Origin of the sequence: Cronobacter sp. JZ38, assembly GCF_008932145.1 — a bacterium.
GTDB lineage: Bacteria > Pseudomonadota > Gammaproteobacteria > Enterobacterales > Enterobacteriaceae > Cronobacter > Cronobacter muytjensii.
This window is the reverse complement of record NZ_CP017662.1, coordinates 2015965-2032561: the sequence shown is the minus strand read 5'-3', so window position 1 is coordinate 2032561 and position 16597 is coordinate 2015965. Positions and strand designations below refer to the sequence as shown.

The window sequence follows — 16597 nt, the reverse complement described above, 5'->3', positions numbered from 1 at the left end:
CAGGAATGGCGCTTTCAGGATCTCCTGCTTCCCTTCCCTGCCCGGCAAAATAAAATTCTGCGACGCCCGCGATTTACCGACAGGCGGGCTCAGGAAATCGCGCAGAAAAAATTTTTGCCGTGGCGCTGATAAGGCGGGGGTGATCTATGCTTGAAAATAAGGCTCTCCCCGGATGAGAGCCGCTAACAATGAGGGCGCGCTGATGGCTACCGTAACTGATTCCCTGAAAAAGGATACCCAACGTCTGAGCGACGGGCCGGACTGGACGTTTGAATTGCTGGACGTGTATCTCGCCGAAATCGACCGCGTGGCGAAACTCTACCGGCTGGACACTTACCCGCACCAGATTGAGATAATCACCTCCGAGCAGATGATGGACGCCTACTCCAGCGTCGGGATGCCGATTAACTACCCGCACTGGTCGTTCGGCAAAAAATTCATCGAAACTGAGCGGCTCTATAAGCACGGTCAGCAGGGGCTCGCCTACGAGATTGTGATTAACTCCAACCCGTGCATCGCGTATCTGATGGAAGAGAACACTATCACCATGCAGGCGCTGGTGATGGCCCATGCCTGTTACGGTCATAACTCGTTTTTCAAGAATAACTATCTGTTTCGCAGCTGGACCGACGCCAGCTCGATTGTCGACTACCTGATTTTCGCCCGTAACTACATTACCGAGTGCGAGGAGCGTTATGGCGTTGATGAGGTCGAAAAGCTGCTGGACTCCTGCCATGCGCTGATGAATTACGGTGTCGACCGCTATAAACGCCCACAGAAGATTTCGTTACAGGAAGAGAAAGCGCGCCAGAAAAGCCGCGAAGAGTATCTGCAAAGCCAGGTGAATATGCTCTGGCGCACCCTGCCACGGCGCGAGGAGGAGAAAACCGTCGAGGCGCATCACCGTTTTCCGGCCGAGCCGCAGGAAAACCTGCTCTATTTTATGGAGAAGAATGCGCCGCTGCTGGAGTCGTGGCAGCGCGAAATCCTGCGTATCGTGCGTAAGGTGAGCCAGTATTTCTACCCGCAGAAACAGACCCAGGTCATGAACGAAGGCTGGGCGACATTCTGGCACTACACCATTCTTAATCATCTCTATGATGAAGGGAAAGTGACCGAGCGCTTTATGCTGGAGTTTCTGCACAGCCACACTAATGTAGTGTTCCAGCCGCCCTATAACAGCCAGTGGTATAGCGGCATTAACCCTTACGCGCTGGGCTTCGCCATGTTCCAGGATATCAAACGCATCTGCCAGAACCCGACGGAGGAAGACCGCTACTGGTTCCCGGATATTGCCGGCTCCGACTGGCTGGAAACGCTGCATTTTGCGATGCGCGATTTCAAAGACGAGAGTTTTATCAGCCAGTTCTTGTCCCCGAAAGTGATGCGCGATTTCCGCCTGTTCACGGTGCTGGACGACGATCGTAATAATTATCTGGAAATTGCGGCGATCCACAACGAAGAGGGCTATCGGGCGATTCGCAACGAGCTGTCGGCCCAGTACAACCTGAGTAACCTGGAGCCGAATATTCAGGTGTGGAACGTCAACCTGCGCGGCGACCGCGCCCTGACGCTACGCTATATCCCGCAAAACCGGGCGCCGCTCGACAAAGGCCGCCGCGAGGTGCTCAAGCATGTGCATCGCCTGTGGGGCTTTGACGTATTGCTGGAGCAGCAGAACGAGGACGGCAGCGTCGAGCTGCTGGAGCGCTGCCCGCCGCGCATCAATACCCTGTAAGCGGCTTGCAACTCAGACAAAAAAGGCTTCCCGAAGGAAGCCTTTTTTCTGCCTGCCGCGCTTAGCGGCTGTGCATCGCCAGATCGCCCGGCAGGTTTTTCTGCATCCGGTGCCAGATCTCGCCGCTTTCACGTCCGTACGTGCGCACCACGTCGTAGACCTGATCGTGCTGCCCTTCGCGCGAGAGCGTGCCGAGCTTGTGGTAAAAGCCCAGCGCCAGGCTGCGCGCTTCCGGGTTCGAGAAATAATGGCGGCCGATGCGGGTATAGAGCCCTTTCATACCGTTAAGGATAAGCCCATAGATTGGGTTACCGGACGCAAATGCCAGACCGCGGAAAATGTTGTAGTCGAGATCCGCGAACGCATCCGCGTGATCTTTCACTTCATCCGCCGTGGCGAGCACTTCACGCGCGCGTTCCGGGTGCATACGCAGCGCGGTGCGAATAAATATCGTCGCGATGTTGGTGCGCACGGAGAGCAGGTTGTCGATGAGCTGCGGCACGCTTTCGTGGTCAAGACGCGCCAGGGTTTCGAGGATATTGAGGCCCGACGTTTCCCAGAAGTTGTTTACTTTTGTCGGCTTGCCATGCTGGATAGTCAGCCAGCCGTCGCGCGCCAGGCGCTGCAACACTTCGCGCAGGGTGGTGCGCGTCACGCCAATCAGTTCAGAGAGTTCGCGTTCAGCAGGCAGAATAGATCCCGGAGGGAAGCGGTTATTCCAGATGCTTTCAATAATGTACTCTTCCGCGAAACCCGCCGGGCTCTGCGCCTTAATCACCATAATGATCTTTCCAATACACCTAAGATGCAAAATTCACTCATCATACCAGACGCACCGCGGCGCAGATAGCATGAGGAAATGTAAAAAAAGGGATCGGGGTTCGGTTTTTAGCCATCCCCGCCGCCCCGCCCCGCGCGTCCGCGGCTTGATTGCCGCCCCGCTGCCGGTTACCCTGACATGTTAACGAACTATAATCGTAAAGGATCATGGCATGGAAATTTCATATGGCCGGGCGTTGTATCGTAACTTTTTAGGACAATCTCCGGACTGGTACAAGCTTTGTTTACTTGGCTTTTTGATTCTGAATCCTCTGGTGTTCTGGGTAAGCCCCTTCGCGGCGGGCTGGCTGTTGGTCGTTGAATTTATCTTCACGCTGGCGATGGCGCTGAAATGTTACCCCCTGTTGCCGGGCGGCCTGCTGGCCGTAGAAGCCCTGTTTATCGGCATGACCAGCGCCGAACACGTGCGCGAAGAAGTGGCGAATAACCTCGCCGTGGTGCTGCTGCTTATTTTTATGGTGGCGGGTATTTATTTTATGAAACAGCTGCTGCTGTTGATTTTTACCCGTCTGCTGCTGGGTATACGCTCTAAAACCCTGCTCTCGCTCGCGTTCTGCTTCGCGGCGGCGTTTCTCTCCGCTTTCCTCGACGCGCTGACGGTCGTCGCGGTCGTAATCAGCGTGGCGGTCGGTTTTTACGGCATTTATCATCGCGTCGCGTCTCACCAGGACGAGAGCGGCGAACTGGTTGATGACGCGCAGCTCGATGACGAACGCCGCGCCACCCTCGATCGCTTTCGCGCGTTTCTGCGCAGCCTGATGATGCACGCGGGCGTCGGCACCGCGCTTGGCGGCGTAATGACGATGGTCGGCGAGCCGCAGAACCTCATCATCGCCCATGCGGCGGGCTGGGGCTTCGGCGATTTCCTGCTGCGCGTGGCGCCAGTGAGCGTACCGGTGTTCATCTGCGGCATCCTGACCTGCATCCTGGTGGAAAAAACCAAATCTTTCGGTTACGGCGAACCGCTGCCGGAGCCAGTGCGTAAGATCCTGCGCGACTATGACGACAAGAGCCGTCAGAAACGCACCCGTCAGGATAGCGTTAAGCTGATTATTCAGGCGCTGATCGGCGTCTGGTTGATTACCGCACTGGCGCTGCATCTGGCGGAGGTAGGCCTGATTGGTCTGTCGGTGATTATTCTCGCGAGCGCGCTTTGCGGCGTGACTGACGAGCACGCCATCGGCAAAGCTTTTACCGAAGCGCTGCCCTTCACCGCGCTACTGACCGTCTTCTTCGCCATCGTGGCGGTGATTATCGACCAGCATCTGTTCGCGCCGATTATCGCGTATGTGCTGGAAGCCTCGCCGCATAACCAGCTGTCGCTGTTCTATCTCTTCAATGGCCTGCTGTCGTCGATCTCCGATAATGTATTTGTCGGTACGGTCTATATCAACGAAGCGAAAAGCGCGCTGCAACAGGGCGTGATTGACGCTAAGCAGTTTGAGCTGCTCGCGGTCGCGATTAATACCGGCACCAACCTGCCGTCTGTCGCCACGCCGAACGGCCAGGCAGCGTTTCTGTTCCTGCTGACCTCAGCGCTGGCACCGCTCATCCGTCTCTCCTATGGCCGGATGGTGTGGATGGCGTTGCCGTATACGCTGGTTCTGACGCTGGTGGGCCTCGCCTGCGTGCAGTATACGCTGGTGCCCTTTACCGACTGGCTGTTGCAAAACGGCTGGCTCAGCACGCCCACCGCCACGGCGCTGCTGCATTAATCTTTATCGGGCCCTCGCGGCCCGTTTTTTTATTCACCGTCCCCCGATAAATGCGTTATTTTTGATGCCGCTAGTGGCGTGTAAAAGGAATTCGTTTACACTGCCGGTTCAACGCAGATTGCAGAGATAATCATTATGTTGCGATTTTTAAACCAGTGTTCGCGTGGGCGCGGCGCATGGCTGTTGCTGGCGCTCACCGCTTTCGCGCTGGAAATGGTGGCGCTGTGGTTCCAGCATGTCATGATGCTGAAACCCTGCGTGTTATGTATTTATGAACGTTGCGCGCTGTTCGGCGTGATGGGCGCAGGGCTGGTGGGAGCCATTGCACCGAAAACCCCCTTACGCTTTGTGGCGATCGGTATCTGGATCTACAGCGCCTGCAAGGGCCTGATGCTCTCATGGGAGCATACGATGATGCAGTTGCACCCATCGCCGTTTGTGACCTGCGATTTCGCGGCCCGCTTCCCGGGCTGGCTGCCGCTTGATAAGTGGCTGCCACAGGTATTTGTCGCGAGCGGTGACTGCTCCGAGCGCCAGTGGTCTTTCCTGACGCTGGAGATGCCGCAGTGGCTGGTGGGCATTTTCGCCGCCTACCTGCTGGTCGCGCTGCTGGTGTTGCTGGCGCAGGCGTTTAAACCGAAAAAACGCGATCTCTTCGGCCGCTACTAAGTCGTACTTATTAGCGCCACACCACGCCCACCGCGCCCTGCCCGGTGGGCTTTTTTATGCGCCTGACTGCGTTCCGCTCCCCTGCCGCCTGGCTTGTTTCGCCGCTCCCTGTCTATACTTTCAGGGTAAACATGAAACGACAGGAGGACGTATGCTTAATTATCCACTCAGCGTCGAAAAAGACGATCCGAATGAAGCCCCGGAATCTGGTGATAAAAAACCGAGTCCGAACCAGAAGTAATGATAAGGTCGCTGAGGCGGCCTTTTTTGTACACTTTTCCGCCTGACGCTGCATTAGTATACAAATTCACCTTTACGTAACTTTACTGTCAAAACAAAGTGTTAACTATTACTACAATAGAGATTAGCTATCAGTTCAATCACTATAAAAAGGTGAATTGTATCAAGACGGGAGATGTGCTATTTGTGTGGTCAGATGATTTTGCTAAGCCTTTTCAGCCCTATGAATCCACTGATCCTCCGTGACGACGTTTCCGTCAAAGCTATCCTTACGCCTTCCGGCACTCTGCGCGGCGTATCGCTTATTCGCAAGCCAGGTAATGACGCCTGGATGACGATTATTGCGCAGCCCTGCGACCACCTTCAGGAACAGATTGCGCGTTTTTTATCCCTTACTGTGGATGAACAAAATACGCTCCGAGCGTTTCTCGAACAATTTTCAGAGCCGTAATTAACACCTCCTCATCCTCAATTAATGAAAATGCAACTATTCAGTCATGCTTAAGAAATATCTCAATACCTGATGACCGAATAATCCGATTTTTCAAAAAGGCAGATGCAGGCTATTAAACTCTGGCTATACTCCCTGTGTCACAAACAAGCCCGGAGTATTGTATGGAGATTTCAAGCAGAACTGCGGTTTTACTTAACCTGTTCGCCTTTGCTGGTCTACTCCTTTCCTTATCCGTCAGGTTTGGCTGGCTCTGACAGGCGCGCCGCGTCTCGCAACTGCTTTCAAACCCTCTTCAGCACGGTGTGTTGTACGCCCACAGGGCGAAAAAATACGCAACGCGTCATAATCGGATAAAAAAAGCCGCTATTAAGAGCGGCTTTTTTATTGAATGATTATTTAACACGGCTTATATCAGCGATAGCATAATGATCGCATCTGAGATTATTCTGCCCCGTCTGGTTTATTTAAAATGTGGTCCTGCCAGTCGCGGACTTCTGATTCTTTTACTGCTATATGGCGCACTGAAATACGTTCAGCATGCATCGCGGCTTTGGAGCCGGCGCGCAGCGGGTGCCACAGCGGCAGGTTTTTGCCTTCGGCCAGCAGACGATAGGCGCAGGTGGGCGGCAGCCATTCAAAAGTTGGCAGGTTGTCGCGTGTCAATTTGATGCAGTCCGGCTCATACTCGAAGCGGCGCTCATAGTTACGGCACTGGCAGGTTTTAATGTTCAGCTGACGGCAGGCGACGTTAGTGAAATAGATTTCATCGGTATCTTCGTCCATCAGCTTATGCAGGCAGCACTGACCGCACCCGTCGCAGAGGGATTCCCACTCGGCGTCGCTCATCTCATCCAGGGTTTTACGCTGCCAGAAAGGCGTTTCGGTCATAACGGTGTCCGCGCATCAAAAATTAAGCTGCACCTTATAAACACTCTGGCTCCCGGATGCAAGTTTTGCCGCCCTATGGGCGGCATCTTTACAGAATGCGGGTGCTCAAGGTGTGGTCGTCAAAAGCAATTTCCAGCGCGTCGCCGCTGGTGAGCGGGCCGACACCCTCTGGCGTGCCGGTGAGGATGACATCGCCCGCTCGCAGCGTGAAAAAGCGGCTCATGTAAGCGATCAGGGGCACTATTTTGTGGATCATCTCGGCGGTATTGCCGCTCTGGCGCACCTCGCCATTAATGCGCAGGCTGAGCGGCGTGTTTTGCGGATCGCCTGAAAATTCCCCTGCCGGAATGAACCCGGAGATCGGGCAGGAATTATCGAACGCTTTCGCCTTCTCCCACGGCTGTCCGGCTTTTTTCATTTTGCCCTGAATGTCGCGCAGGGTGAGATCGAGCGCGACGCCGTAACCTGCAATCGCTTTCGCAACATGCTCTTCGCTCGCCTGGCGCAGCGTGGCGCCAATCAGCACCGCCAGCTCCACCTCGTGATGCACCGAGCCAAGCCCCTGCGGCAGCGCCAGTGGCTGGCGCAAATCGCACAGCGCGGTTTCCGGCTTGATAAACAGCACCGGCTCTTCCGGCGTGGCGCTCCCCATCTCCTGAATATGCTTCGCATAATTGCTGCCTACGCAGACCACTTTGCTGACCGGATAATCGAGCAGCGCGCCCTGCCAGTGATGATGTTGGTACATCGCTTTCCTCGCCTTTTTATGATGTTGGTAAGACAGTACTAACTATTCGCCCCGGCAGCGCGAAAAGTCAAACCCGGCGGGGGCGGCACAGGCGACAGATGAAAAAACGCGCCGTTTGGGATGAACGGCGCGCCTTGCTATTTTTTACCGAGCGATTCGAGGTGCTGTTTTAACAAATTTTCCGGCGGCGGCGGCATTTGTAAATAATAGCCCTGCTCTTTTAGCGCCTGTTTCACTTTTTCGAGATCGGCATGTGCTAATTTTTTACGGCCGTCTAACGGCAGCATCATGGTCATAATTGGCTGACCGAATCCCGCCAGCAATTCTTCCGGCACGCGCGAAAAATCGTCTTTTTTTTCAACATAAAGATAAGTCTGTTCGCGACGCGCGCTTCGATAGATCACACAAAACATGTTTTTACTCTAATTTAGCCAGATGGTTACTTGCCTGAATATAAGGCTGACTATAACATGCCTGATGTGCTTCGGAATATCATCCCACTGCGGTGGGGATTTAAACTGAATTGAGTAAGGCCAGGATGTCAAACACGCCCATCGAGCTAAAAGGCAGTAGTTTCACCTTATCAGTGGTTCATTTGCATGATGCTCACCCCGAGGTTATTCGCAAAGCGCTTGAAGAAAAAATTGCTCAGGCGCCGGCCTTTCTCAAAAATGCGCCAGTAGTAGTGAATGTCGCAGGGCTCGACGGGTCGATAAACTGGCAGCAGCTGCATCAGACTTTTGTCGACAGCGGGCTGCATCTGGTGGGCATCAGCGGCTGTCAGGACGACGCGCTGAAAGCGGAAATCTCCCGCGCGGGGCTCGCCCTGCTGACGGAGGGTAAGGCCAGCGCGCCGCGTGCCGCAAAGCCTGCTGAAGCACCCGTTGCGCCGCCAGCGCCCACACCCCGTACGCGTTTAATCGATCTGCCGGTGCGATCCGGCCAGCGGATCTACGCGCCGGACGCCGATTTGGTGGTCACAAGCCACGTCAGCGCGGGCGCGGAGCTTATCGCCGACGGCAATATTCATGTCTATGGCACCATGCGCGGGCGTGCGCTCGCAGGCGCCAGCGGCGATAAAGAAGCACAAATTTTTTCAACAAATCTCGCGGCGGAGCTGGTTTCCATCGCCGGGGTTTACTGGCTGAGCGATCAAATCCCGGCCGAGTTTTACAACAAAGCGGCACGCCTGCGTCTGGCCGACGGCGCGCTGACGGTTCAACCATTAAATTAAGCCCTTTTAACAAGGAATTCCTTTATGGCACGCATTATTGTAGTTACATCAGGTAAAGGGGGCGTTGGCAAAACCACCTCCAGCGCGGCCATCGCTACGGGTCTGGCCCAAAAGGGGAAGAAGACCGTAGTTATCGATTTCGATATCGGTCTGCGTAACCTTGATCTGATCATGGGTTGTGAACGCCGTGTCGTATACGATTTCGTCAACGTCATTCAGGGCGATGCCACGCTGAATCAGGCGTTAATCCGCGATAAACGCACCGAAAGCCTTTACATCCTGCCCGCGTCGCAAACGCGCGACAAAGACGCCCTGACTCGCGAGGGCGTGGAGAAGGTGCTGGATGAGCTTAAAAAAATGGAGTTCGACTTTATCGTCTGCGACTCCCCTGCCGGCATCGAAACCGGCGCGCTGATGGCGCTCTATTTTGCCGATGAAGCCATCATTACCACTAACCCGGAAGTCTCCTCCGTTCGCGATTCCGACCGTATCCTGGGCATTCTGGCCTCTAAATCGCGCCGCGCTGAAAACGGCGAAGCGCCGATTAAAGAGCACCTGCTGCTGACCCGTTATAACCCGGGCCGCGTCAGCAAGGGCGACATGCTCAGCATGGAAGATGTGCTGGAGATCCTGCGTATTCCTCTGGTGGGCGTTATCCCGGAAGATCAGTCCGTGCTGCGCGCCTCCAACCAGGGCGAGCCGGTCATCCTTGATGCCACATCCGACGCAGGAAAAGCCTACGCCGATACCGTTGATCGCCTGATGGGAGAAGAACGTCCTTTCCGCTTCATTGAAGAAGAGAAGAAAGGTTTCCTCAAACGCCTGTTCGGAGGATAAGTTATGGCATTACTCGACTTTTTTCTCTCCAGAAAAAAGAACACCGCCAGTATCGCCAAAGAGCGCTTACAAATTATTGTTGCCGAGCGTCGTCGTAGCGACGCAGAACCGCATTATTTACCGCAGCTGAAGCGGGATATTCTGGAAGTAATTTGCAAATACGTTCAGATTGATCCGGAAATGGTCACCGTTCAGCTGGAACAAAAAGGCGACGACATTTCGATTCTCGAACTTAACGTCACGTTGCCAGAAGCGGAAGAGACAAAATAACGCTAAAAAATACCCCGGTCATGCCGGGGTATTTTTTTAATGCATCCACTGTATATATTCTCAGTGGCGCTGCACTTTCCTGTGAATAATTACAGGGTACGTCATGAATATTGCTGTAACAGCGTTTTTAATGATTCGCCTAATAACTCGCCACGCCAGCCGCTGATTAATTCCGGCAGTTGATTCTGCGGTTTCAGTTTCCAGTGCCAGTTCAGCAGCTGGTTAATCTGGCGACGCGACGCCATCAGCTCAGCGCTGATACCGTGTTTCTGGCTCGTCTCCTGCACCAGCGCTTTGATATCTTTAAACACTTTGCGGTAACCCGGCATGTCAATGAGGTTCGCAAGCGGCGCCGGCAACGCGTCCTCCGGCAGCGCCTGCGCCTCGGCGACCAGCGCAATCAGGGTCTTGCCGTGAAAACGGATCTCACTGCCTGAAAGCCCCAGGCTGTCGAGTTCGCCAAGCGAGCCCGGCATGTGGCGCGCCACTTTCCAGAGGTTCTCTTCACGCACCACGAAATTGACCGCCATATCGCGCTCGCGCGCTTTACGCAGGCGCCAGCCGGCCAGCAGTCGCAGACAGGCGAGCTGACGGGTGCGCAGTTGCCAGGCATTGGTGATTTCACGCCACGCTTCGTCGGGATCCAGCACCTCGCCGCGACGCTGGGTCATCAGGCGGCACTCGTTGAGCGCAGCGGTCAGCCAGCCCGCTTCACGCACCTGCTCCATCAGCTTATGGGCGATGGGCAGCAGATACCAGACATCCGCCGCCGCGTAGTCGCACTGGCGTTCCGTCAACGGACGCGCCAGCCAGTCGGTACGGGATTCGCTTTTATCCAGCACCACGCCGGTGTGGTGTTCCACAAGCGTCGCGAAACCGCAGGAGAGCGGATGGCCGACAAACGAAGCCAGCACCTGGGTGTCGACAAACGGGTCGGGCATCATGCCAAACGCGTTCTGGCACACCTCCAGATCTTCGCTGCCCGCATGCAGGAATTTGGTGACGTTCTGATCCTGCAACAACGCCTGGAACGGGGCCCAGTCGGTAATGGTCAACGGATCGATAAGGGCGACGTTTTCGCCGTCGTATAGCTGGATAAGCCCCAGTTGCGGGTAATAGGTGCGGGTACGGACAAATTCAGTGTCCAGCGCCAGAGCGCGCTGCGTGCGTGCGGTATCGCACAGCGCCGCCAGCGCGTCGTTGGTGGTTATCATCTGGTAATTCAAATCGCTCTCTCTTTGTCTGCGCCCATAAAAAACGCCGGTAGCACCGGCGTCAGGGCGACGTGATTGCAGCTCAGGCGGTATTGTCACCTGCCCGGCGCGCTTCGTCACGTAGTTCTCGTCGTAAAATTTTCCCGACGTTGGATTTTGGCAGCTCGGTGCGAAACTCCACCTGTTTCGGCACTTTATAGCCGGTCAGGTGACGGCGGCAGAAAGTAATCAGCGCCTCCTCGGTCAGCGAGGCCTCTTTCTTCACCACGAAGATTTTCACCAGCTCGCCGCTCGGCTCGGAGGGAATGCCCACCGCCGCCACTTCCTGAACGCCGCTGTGCTGCATCACCACATCTTCGATTTCGTTCGGGTAGACATTAAAGCCGGAAACCAGAATCATATCTTTTTTGCGATCGACGATGCGCAGGAAGCCCTCTTCGTCCATTACCGCGATATCGCCGCTGCGCAGCCAGCCGTCCTGAAGGATCTCATCGGTGGCGTCGGGACGCTGCCAGTAACCGAGCATCACCTGCGGGCCTTTAATGCACAGTTCGCCAGGCTCGCCCGGTGCGACTTCGTGGCCTTCGTCATCAATCAGCTTCACTTCGGTGGACGGCACCGGCAGGCCGATACTGCCGCTGTGGTAGTCGATATCGTGCGGGTTGACGCTCACCAGCGGCGAGCATTCGGTCAGGCCGTAACCCTCCAGCAGGAACTGGCCGGTCAGTTTTTCCCAGCGCTCCGCCACAGCGTGATGTACCGGCATCCCGCCGCCCGCAGAAAGATGCAGCGAGGAAAAATCGAGCTTATGGAACTCTTTGTTATTCAGCAGCGCGTTAAACAGCGTGTTCACGCCTGTCATCGCGGTAAACGGATATTTGCCGAGCTCTTTCACCAGCCCGGGAATATCGCGCGGGTTGGTAATAAGCACGTTCTGACCGCCCAGTTCGATAAACAGCAGGCAGTTCATGGTCAGGGCAAAAATGTGATAGAGCGGCAGCGCGGTGATCACCAGCTCTTTGCCGCGGTGCAACAGCGGCCCGTAGGTGCCGAGCACCTGTTCCAGGTTGGCGAGCATATTGCGATGGGTCAGCATGGCGCCTTTTGCCACGCCCGTTGTGCCGCCGGTGTATTGCAGGAAGGCTAAATCGTCCGGCGTTACGTCCGGTTTGATGTACTGCATCCGGTAGCCGTTATGCAGCGCGCTGCGAAACGAAATGGCGTCTGGCAGGTGGTACTTCGGCACCAGGCGTTTCACGTACTTCACCACGAAATTCACGAGCGTGCCTTTGGCGGTAGAGAGCTGATCGCCCATACGCGTCAGGATGACGTGCTTAACCTGGGTTTTCGCGACCACTTTTTCCAGGGTATGCGCGAAGTTGGAGACAATAACGATGGCGCTGGCGCCGCTGTCGTTCAGCTGGTGCTCCAGCTCGCGCGGCGTATACAGCGGGTTGACGTTCACGACAATCATGCCGGCGCGCAGAATGCCGAACAGCGCCACCGGGTATTGCAAAAGGTTGGGCATCATCAGCGCCACGCGGTCGCCTTTTTGCAGGCCCAGGCCCTGTTGCAGCCAGGCGGCGAACGCACGGCTGCGCTCTTCCAGTTTACGAAAGGTCATCACCTCGCCCATATTAGTAAAAGCGGGCTGATCGGCGAAGCGTGTGCAGGATTGCTCAAACAGATCCACCAGGGAGTGATAACGGTCCGGGTTTATCTCCGCCGGAACGTCCGCCGGATAACGGTTAAGCCAAACCTTCTTCAATGCGTCACCTCTGAATATATTATTCGTCGTCATCACAACCCCAAAACAATAAACACGGCGTTAACATAATATTAACTCATTGTACCAGTTTATTAATTCACCTGATTTAAGGTTGCGAAGCGCGTCACTAATTATTTTTGTTATGCCGATAAAACGAATAAACAGCGGACCAGCCGCTGTTTATTTTTCTTACTGAATCAATAAGTTACTCAGTGACCACGGTCTGTACCTGAGCGGGTCCGGGATTATACCAGCCCCACGGCCCATAGCCATACCCCCAGCCGGGGCGCGGCCCCCACATCCACGGGTCGAGGGGCTGCGGCGGCATCACCACCTGCTGCGTCACGCGCCAGCGTTTGAAGCCGTTCACCTGCATCACCATAAATTTATAAGGGCTGGCGCCGACTTTACCGTCCGCCGTGCCGGTAATAGGGCCTACCACGGTCACCAGCTGGTTACGGAAATCGACCGGGTCGAGAAAACCACCGACATCGGCGTAAATGCGCCCGCGCGACGGCTGGCCGAGTAAAGGTCGGGCCACGCTGTCGAGCGGCAGCGTCGCTATCTCAAGCCGGGTTTTCCCCTGCTGATTATCGACATTCACCACCCGCCCGCCGAAGCGCGCCTCCTGGCCGACGTAGAGCTGCGGCGCATTCATCACGCGCACCAGATCCTGCTGGGGCGTAGGGCTGGTGCCTTTAATCGCGTCAGGCACGCTGACGCAACCGCCCAGAAGCAACGCGCCAAGCGCCAGTAGACTGCTGCGCATCATTGATTGTTGACCCACCATAAGCGACTCCTTAAACCCGCCCGCGGCTTGCGTCGGGGTGTTATTCCCGGCCTGGCAATTTTTTCCACGCCACTTCGTTGCGCAGATAGACCGGTTCTGCATGTTCGACCGCAACAACGCGCTGTTGTTCGAACAGCCAGCACGCCAGCGGCAACATATCTTCTGCTGCCGGGAGCGTTACCTGCCCGTCGGTGAGAGTAAGGCCACTCTCTTTCGCCAGATCGGGCCACGCCTGCCAGCCGGTGCCGACAGTCGCCCACTCGCCACTGAGCGTTTTCAGACGTTCAGCGACCGCCTCCGGTTTGAGCACCGCTTCGGTCTCTTCGCCATGCCAGACGCCCTGCGCGTCGCGCTGGTATTCCGCCCAGTAGACTTCGCCCATACGGGCGTCAATGGCCGCCAGCACGCGGGTGGCGCCGCACGCGCGCCATGCGCCCTGCGCCATTGTCATCAGCGTCGAGACACCGACCATCGGCAGTTCTGCGCCGAGCGCCAGCCCTTGCGCGATGCCAATGCCGATTCGCACGCCGGTAAAGCTTCCCGGCCCGCGGCCAAAGGCCAGCGCGTCCATCGCCGTCAGCGCGACGCCGCGCTCAGCGAGGATCTCGCTGACCATCGGCAGAATACGCTGGGTGTGTTCGCGCGGGCAGAGTTCAAACAGGGCGGATGTTTTACCGTTATCCCACAAGGCGACGGAACAGGCCTCGGTGGCGGTATCAATAGCCAGAATTCGCATGGATCAATAACACTCTTACGCGTCGTGGTGGTTCAAAAAGGGGCGCATCTTATCACAGTCTGGCATAAATTACTGCCGCGCGGCGTCGGTGAGAAACCGCGCCGCCTCGCCGATGTCGCGGGTGCGCGGGGTCGGCGGCAGGCTTTTCAGGAACACGGCGCCATAAGGGCGCATCACCAGCCGGTTGTCGCAAATCACCAGCACGCCGCGGTCGTCCACGTCGCGGATAAGACGCCCGACGCCCTGCTTAAGCGTGATCACCGCCTCCGGTAACTGCACTTCGTCAAACGGATCGCCGCCACGCAGGCGACAATCTTCCATACGCGCTTTCAGCAGCGGATCATCCGGCGAGGTGAACGGCAGTTTATCGATAATCACCAGCGACAGCGCGTCGCCGCGCACGTCCACTCCTTCCCAGAAACTGCTGGTCGCCACCAGCAGGGCGTTGCCCGCGCTGATGAATTGCTCAAGCAGCTGGCTTTTGCTGGTTTCACCCTGCAACAGGACCGGCAGCGTCATGGTGGCGCGAAAATGCTCGGCCAGCTCGCGCATCATGGCGTGGGAGGTACAGAGCATAAAGCAGCGCCCCTGGTTGGCCTCGATAAGCGGCTGAAGCATTCGCGCCAGCGCTCTGCCCGCCCGCGGCTGGTTGGTCTGCGGCAGACCGCGAGGCACACAGAGCAGCGCCTGGCGAGCGTAATCGAACGGGCTTGGCAGCAGCAGCGTTTGCGCCTCGTGAATACCGAGCCGCTCCGTGAAGTGATGCAACTCGTCGTTGACCGAGAGCGTCGCCGAGGTGAAGATCCAGCTGCCGCCCTTTTCGGCAATCACGTCCTGAAATTTATCGGCGACGGTCAGCGGCGTCAGCGCCAGCGTGAAGTGGCGCGAGTTGCACTCGTACCAGTAGCTGTATCCCGGCTGGTTGATCTCTTTTAATCGCTTGAGGCGCGCGCGGTAGAGCGTGGCGCGCTCAAACGCGGCATCCAGGAGCGCCGAGCGGCCCAGCGACAGCTTCGCCACGTCGTAACAGAGCTCCAGCGCGTCGTCGAGCAGCAGCAGCGCGCGGCTGATGGAAGCATCCGCCAGGAGTTCGCGCAGGTTGCCGCGAAAGCCTGGGTCGCCCAGTTGCAAACGGAAATCGTGGGTGCTTTGCGCCAGGCGATCGGCGCACTTTTGCAACTGCTGGGTATCTTTCACCTCGGTGCGATACGCGATGACGATATCTTTGGCGAGATCCAGCAACTGGCGGCTTGAGAGCGACTGGCCGAAATACTGGCTGGCGATATCCGGCAGCTGGTGGGCTTCGTCGAAAATAATAACGTCAGCCTCAGGAATAAGCTCCGCGAAGCCGCTCTCCTTTACCACCATATCGGCGAGAAACAGGTGATGGTTCACCACCACCACGTCGGCTTCCATCGCTTTTTTACGCGCCTTCACCACGAAGCAGTCTTTATAGAGCGGGCAGTCGCTGCCGAGGCAGTTATCGTTGGTGCTGGTGACGAGCGGCCAGACGGGGGCGTCCTCGGCCACGCGCCCGCAGGTGCTGATATCGCCATCCACGGTTTCGTTGGCCCAGCCGCGCAGCTGGATGACGTCGCTTAAGGTTTGCACAGGGAGATCGCCGCCCGCCAGCGCCTGCTGTTCAAGCCGCTCCAGGCACAGATAGTTGGAGCGCCCTTTTAACAGCGCCAGACGGCCTTTGAATTCGAGCGCCCTGGCGACGGTCGGCAGGTCGCGGCTGTAGAGCTGATCCTGCAACGCCTTCGAGCCGGTAGAGACGATCACTTTCTTACCGGCGCGCAGCGCAGGCGCCAGATACGCGTAGGTTTTTCCGGTCCCGGTGCCCGCCTCCACCACCAGCGGCTTTGCGGCCTCAATGGCGGCGGTGACCGCCTGCGCCATCTGGCGCTGCGGCTCGCGCGGTTTAAAACCCGGTATCGCTTTGGCTAGCTGGCCATCTGCTGCAAAATCGTCCGTCACACTACCCCCTGGTTAAATTGCCAGTGATTATGTCAGGGAGGCGGCACTTTAGCCAGCCGAAGAGATGACGCGCGGCGCACAATATGGCAGGCTTGCAGGCGGCTGAATACAACAGGAAAAGGAACAGCGATGACAATCAAGCGTATCGATCCCGCAGACCGTTGGTCTGACGCGGTGATCCACAACCAGACGATTTACTACACCGGCGTACCGGAAAATCTGGACGGCGACGCTTATGAGCAAACCGCCAATACGCTCGCGCAAATCGACAGACTGTTAACCGCCCAGGGCAGCGACAAATCGCGTATTCTCGACGCCACGATTTTCCTTGCCGATGGCGATGATTTCGCGCTGATGAACAAAGCGTGGGATGAATGGGTTGTGGCAGGCTCCGCGCCGGTGCGCTGCACGGTGCAGGCGCGTCTGATGAACCCGCGTTATAAAGTCGAAATCAAAATTATCGCCGCAGTGTAATG

The 16597-nt window shown here is 56.7% G+C and carries 19 protein-coding genes; 10 read left to right on the top strand and 9 right to left on the bottom strand.

Features of this window, described 5'->3' with window-relative positions; genetic code table 11:
- Window positions 1-202 precede the first annotated feature (202 nt).
- On the top strand, window positions 203-1738 hold the full coding sequence (locus BJP61_RS09635) for a SpoVR family protein (protein WP_038862529.1): 1536 nt from the start codon (window positions 203-205) through the stop codon (window positions 1736-1738).
- 61 nt (window positions 1739-1799) lie between these two features.
- Here BJP61_RS09635 and fadR read toward each other — a convergent pair whose 3' ends face one another.
- On the bottom strand, window positions 1800-2519 hold the full coding sequence (gene fadR / locus BJP61_RS09630; protein ID WP_171998205.1) for a fatty acid metabolism transcriptional regulator FadR: 720 nt from the start codon (window positions 2517-2519) through the stop codon (window positions 1800-1802).
- 211 nt (window positions 2520-2730) lie between these two features.
- On the opposite strand from fadR, the gene nhaB reads away from it, so the two are divergent.
- From nhaB to yncL, 5 genes are all read left to right on the top strand, one after another.
- On the top strand, window positions 2731-4293 hold the full coding sequence (nhaB, locus tag BJP61_RS09625; RefSeq protein ID WP_171998204.1) for a sodium/proton antiporter NhaB: 1563 nt from the start codon (window positions 2731-2733) through the stop codon (window positions 4291-4293).
- 135 nt (window positions 4294-4428) lie between these two features.
- Window positions 4429-4962, top strand: coding sequence for a disulfide bond formation protein DsbB (dsbB, locus tag BJP61_RS09620; RefSeq protein WP_038862451.1), 534 nt, complete (start codon window positions 4429-4431; stop codon window positions 4960-4962).
- A 151-nt stretch (window positions 4963-5113) separates the two neighbouring features.
- Complete coding sequence (locus BJP61_RS21680; RefSeq protein ID WP_225318200.1) at window positions 5114-5203, top strand: hypothetical protein; 90 nt, start codon at window positions 5114-5116, stop codon at window positions 5201-5203.
- 222 nt (window positions 5204-5425) lie between these two features.
- Complete coding sequence (locus tag BJP61_RS09615; RefSeq protein WP_038862528.1) at window positions 5426-5653, top strand: hypothetical protein; 228 nt, start codon at window positions 5426-5428, stop codon at window positions 5651-5653.
- A 164-nt stretch (window positions 5654-5817) separates the two neighbouring features.
- Window positions 5818-5910: a stress response membrane protein YncL gene (yncL, locus tag BJP61_RS09610; RefSeq protein WP_071601081.1), complete on the top strand. Its 93-nt coding sequence runs from the start codon at window positions 5818-5820 to the stop codon at window positions 5908-5910.
- Window positions 5911-6097: 187 nt separating this feature from the next.
- On the opposite strand, the gene BJP61_RS09605 is transcribed toward yncL, so the two are convergent.
- The 3 genes from BJP61_RS09605 to BJP61_RS09595 form a co-directional block, all read right to left on the bottom strand.
- Complete coding sequence (locus tag BJP61_RS09605) at window positions 6098-6544, bottom strand: YcgN family cysteine cluster protein (protein ID WP_171998203.1); 447 nt, start codon at window positions 6542-6544, stop codon at window positions 6098-6100.
- A gap of 88 nt (window positions 6545-6632) precedes the next feature.
- A complete protein-coding gene (locus BJP61_RS09600) occupies window positions 6633-7292 on the bottom strand; it encodes a fumarylacetoacetate hydrolase family protein (RefSeq protein ID WP_171998202.1) in 660 nt (219 codons plus the stop codon).
- A 137-nt stretch (window positions 7293-7429) separates the two neighbouring features.
- Window positions 7430-7705, bottom strand: a complete 276-nt coding sequence (locus tag BJP61_RS09595) for a YcgL domain-containing protein (RefSeq protein ID WP_038862448.1) — start codon at window positions 7703-7705, stop codon at window positions 7430-7432.
- Between the two features lie 125 nt (window positions 7706-7830).
- Here BJP61_RS09595 and minC point away from each other — a divergent pair, with 125 nt between their 5' ends.
- From minC to minE, 3 genes are read left to right on the top strand one after another with little or no spacing between them, the layout of a single operon-like run.
- Window positions 7831-8526, top strand: coding sequence for a septum site-determining protein MinC (gene minC, locus BJP61_RS09590; RefSeq protein WP_038862447.1), 696 nt, complete (start codon window positions 7831-7833; stop codon window positions 8524-8526).
- Window positions 8527-8550: 24 nt separating this feature from the next.
- On the top strand, window positions 8551-9363 hold the full coding sequence (gene minD, locus BJP61_RS09585) for a septum site-determining protein MinD (protein WP_038862445.1): 813 nt from the start codon (window positions 8551-8553) through the stop codon (window positions 9361-9363).
- Window positions 9364-9366: 3 nt separating this feature from the next.
- A complete protein-coding gene (gene minE, locus BJP61_RS09580; RefSeq protein ID WP_004384978.1) occupies window positions 9367-9633 on the top strand; it encodes a cell division topological specificity factor MinE in 267 nt (88 codons plus the stop codon).
- A gap of 101 nt (window positions 9634-9734) precedes the next feature.
- Here minE and rnd read toward each other — a convergent pair whose 3' ends face one another.
- From rnd to BJP61_RS09555, 5 genes are all read right to left on the bottom strand, one after another.
- Complete coding sequence (gene rnd / locus BJP61_RS09575; RefSeq protein WP_171998201.1) at window positions 9735-10859, bottom strand: ribonuclease D; 1125 nt, start codon at window positions 10857-10859, stop codon at window positions 9735-9737.
- Window positions 10860-10929: 70 nt separating this feature from the next.
- Window positions 10930-12615: a long-chain-fatty-acid--CoA ligase FadD gene (gene fadD, locus BJP61_RS09570; protein WP_131824738.1), complete on the bottom strand. Its 1686-nt coding sequence runs from the start codon at window positions 12613-12615 to the stop codon at window positions 10930-10932.
- A 205-nt stretch (window positions 12616-12820) separates the two neighbouring features.
- Entirely contained in the window at window positions 12821-13405 is a 585-nt protein-coding gene (locus BJP61_RS09565; RefSeq protein WP_038862443.1) for a Slp family lipoprotein, read from the bottom strand.
- A 40-nt stretch (window positions 13406-13445) separates the two neighbouring features.
- A complete protein-coding gene (gene tsaB, locus BJP61_RS09560; RefSeq protein WP_038862441.1) occupies window positions 13446-14141 on the bottom strand; it encodes a tRNA (adenosine(37)-N6)-threonylcarbamoyltransferase complex dimerization subunit type 1 TsaB in 696 nt (231 codons plus the stop codon).
- Window positions 14142-14210: 69 nt separating this feature from the next.
- On the bottom strand, window positions 14211-16121 hold the full coding sequence (locus BJP61_RS09555) for an ATP-dependent DNA helicase (protein WP_171998200.1): 1911 nt from the start codon (window positions 16119-16121) through the stop codon (window positions 14211-14213).
- Window positions 16122-16250: 129 nt separating this feature from the next.
- Between BJP61_RS09555 and BJP61_RS09550 the strand changes: the two genes are divergently transcribed.
- On the top strand, window positions 16251-16595 hold the full coding sequence (locus BJP61_RS09550) for a RidA family protein (protein WP_161580175.1): 345 nt from the start codon (window positions 16251-16253) through the stop codon (window positions 16593-16595).
- Window positions 16596-16597 lie beyond the last annotated feature (2 nt).

Coding starts and splice junctions, on each gene's coding strand:
- BJP61_RS09605 (WP_171998203.1), bottom strand. CDS start 6,544: ATGACCGAAACGCCTTTCTGGCAGCGTAAAACCCTGGATGAGATGAGC.
- fadR (WP_171998205.1), bottom strand. CDS start 2,519: ATGGTGATTAAGGCGCAGAGCCCGGCGGGTTTCGCGGAAGAGTACATT.
- BJP61_RS09635 (WP_038862529.1), top strand. CDS start 203: ATGGCTACCGTAACTGATTCCCTGAAAAAGGATACCCAACGTCTGAGC.
- BJP61_RS09565 (WP_038862443.1), bottom strand. CDS start 13,405: ATGGTGGGTCAACAATCAATGATGCGCAGCAGTCTACTGGCGCTTGGC.
- BJP61_RS21680 (WP_225318200.1), top strand. CDS start 5,114: ATGCTTAATTATCCACTCAGCGTCGAAAAAGACGATCCGAATGAAGCC.
- BJP61_RS09600 (WP_171998202.1), bottom strand. CDS start 7,292: ATGTACCAACATCATCACTGGCAGGGCGCGCTGCTCGATTATCCGGTC.
- yncL (WP_071601081.1), top strand. CDS start 5,818: ATGGAGATTTCAAGCAGAACTGCGGTTTTACTTAACCTGTTCGCCTTT.
- minD (WP_038862445.1), top strand. CDS start 8,551: ATGGCACGCATTATTGTAGTTACATCAGGTAAAGGGGGCGTTGGCAAA.
- dsbB (WP_038862451.1), top strand. CDS start 4,429: ATGTTGCGATTTTTAAACCAGTGTTCGCGTGGGCGCGGCGCATGGCTG.
- BJP61_RS09550 (WP_161580175.1), top strand. CDS start 16,251: ATGACAATCAAGCGTATCGATCCCGCAGACCGTTGGTCTGACGCGGTG.
- minE (WP_004384978.1), top strand. CDS start 9,367: ATGGCATTACTCGACTTTTTTCTCTCCAGAAAAAAGAACACCGCCAGT.
- BJP61_RS09615 (WP_038862528.1), top strand. CDS start 5,426: ATGAATCCACTGATCCTCCGTGACGACGTTTCCGTCAAAGCTATCCTT.
- BJP61_RS09595 (WP_038862448.1), bottom strand. CDS start 7,705: ATGTTTTGTGTGATCTATCGAAGCGCGCGTCGCGAACAGACTTATCTT.
- tsaB (WP_038862441.1), bottom strand. CDS start 14,141: ATGCGAATTCTGGCTATTGATACCGCCACCGAGGCCTGTTCCGTCGCC.
- nhaB (WP_171998204.1), top strand. CDS start 2,731: ATGGAAATTTCATATGGCCGGGCGTTGTATCGTAACTTTTTAGGACAA.
- minC (WP_038862447.1), top strand. CDS start 7,831: ATGTCAAACACGCCCATCGAGCTAAAAGGCAGTAGTTTCACCTTATCA.